Origin of the sequence: Streptococcus mitis, assembly GCF_001579035.1 — a bacterium.
In the GTDB taxonomy this organism is placed as follows: Bacteria; Bacillota; Bacilli; order Lactobacillales; family Streptococcaceae; genus Streptococcus; species Streptococcus mitis_J.
Genome location: NZ_KQ970286.1, coordinates 241,751 through 243,518 on the forward strand (window position 1 = coordinate 241,751; position 1,768 = coordinate 243,518).

General features: G+C 38.7%; 1 protein-coding gene. It reads right to left on the reverse strand.

Annotation, left to right across the window (positions count from 1 at the left end; genetic code table 11):
• The coding region (locus SMIDD26_RS03485) for an ABC transporter permease subunit (RefSeq protein ID WP_246746878.1) at nt 1-1,729 on the reverse strand (1,729 nt) is incomplete at its 3' end.
• Between the last annotated feature and the right edge of the window lie 39 nt (nt 1,730-1,768).

Below are 1,768 nucleotides of genomic sequence, written 5' to 3' on the forward strand. Positions count from 1 at the left end.
TTCCCCAGAAGATGAAGGCTGCAAGAATCATCAATGGAATACCACGGATAACGTCTACGAAAATCTCAGAGATTACGCGAAGAGATTTGTATGGGCTAACGCTAAACATACCGAAGATAATCCCGATAACAATAGCAATAGCAAATGAGATAAGAGCTAGAGCAAGAGTGATACCAAGACCGCTAAGGAGTTGTTTGTAGTTGTTTTGAAGCAAGCCCCAGATAGTTGTTTCGTCAACAGCGCTTGTTGAAGCAGTTGAAGATTCGCTAGCTAGGTATTTGTCAAGAATCTTTTGGAATTCACCGTTTGCTTTAAGGTTTGCAAGTCCGTTATTGAACATTTCAATCAATTCTGGATTTGTGCCTTTTTTAACGGCAAAGGCTGTTTCTCCGATTGGACTTCCAGGGATTGGTGTTTTCAATTTTTGACCTTGGCTGATAGAATATTTGAGAACAGGTTCATCATCCATAACAGCATCAATGGCACCAGTGTTTAAACTGTCATACATTGATGAACCATCAGCGAAGGTTTTAATTTGATAACCGTATTTGCTTTGATTTTCTGTTAGGAAGGTTTGAGAAGCAGTTCCGTTTTTAACACCGACCGTCTTTCCTTTCAAATCTTCATAAGAAGCAATGGTACTTGATTCTTTGACGCCGAGGATTGTGTTTGCAGTGTAGTATGAATCTGAGAAATCAAAAGTCGCCTTACGAGCATCTGTGACAGACATACCAGCAATGATACCATCTGCTTGACCAGCTTGGACAGCGTTAATAGCGGCATCGAAACCAGGGTTGATGATTTCAATTTCAAAACCTTGGTCTTTAGCGATTGCCTTAATCAATTCCATATCAATACCAGTGTATTGGTTGCTTGAATTTTGGAAAACAAAAGGTGCAAAAGAAGAATCGCTGGCAATGATGTATTTGGCTTTAACAGGAATAGCTTTTAAGCCTGCTAGAGTAGTTGTAGTTGGCACTGCTGAAGATGATGAAGCAGTCCATTTCTTGATGATTTTATCAAGACTACCATCTTTTTTCATTTCAGCCAAGGCTTGGTTAAATTCAGTAACCAGGTGCTCGTATTTGCTTCCTTTTTTCACACCGAAAGCAAAACTTCCTACAGCTTCACCATCCATTTCAATATGGAGGTCTTGCCCTTGGTTAATGGCATACTCGATAACAGGTTTGTCATCCATCATGGCATCGATGGCACCAGCACTCAAGCTGTTGTTCATCAAATCACTAGTGTCAAATGTTTTAATAGTAAAGCCGTATTTATCTTTGATTGTTTCAAGAAAACGTTGAGCAGCAGTTCCGTTTTTAACACCAACGGTTTTGCCAGTTAATTGGTCATATTTACTAATCTTGTGTGCCTTTGTAGTTGCAATGACAACTTTTGTATCATAGTAAGTATCAGACATGGTGAAGACTTTTTCACGTTCTTTAGTCTTTGTCATTCCTGCCATGATAGCGTCAGCTTGACCAGCTTGAACCGCATTGACCGCTGCATCAAATCCAGGATAGGACATCTGAATATTCCATCCTTTAATCTCAGCGACTTTGTTGATAATGTCAACATCAATTCCTTTATAAGTTTGATCTGAATCTTTAAACTCAAAAGGTGCATAGGCGGTATCAGACACAATCTTAATCGTTTCTGCTTTGGCAATACCTAATGAGAAAATTGGGAATAAAATTAGCAAAAATGCTAGAAATTTTTTCTTCATTTTTAGTCTCCTTTTCCGAATATTTTCCCATTATATCAG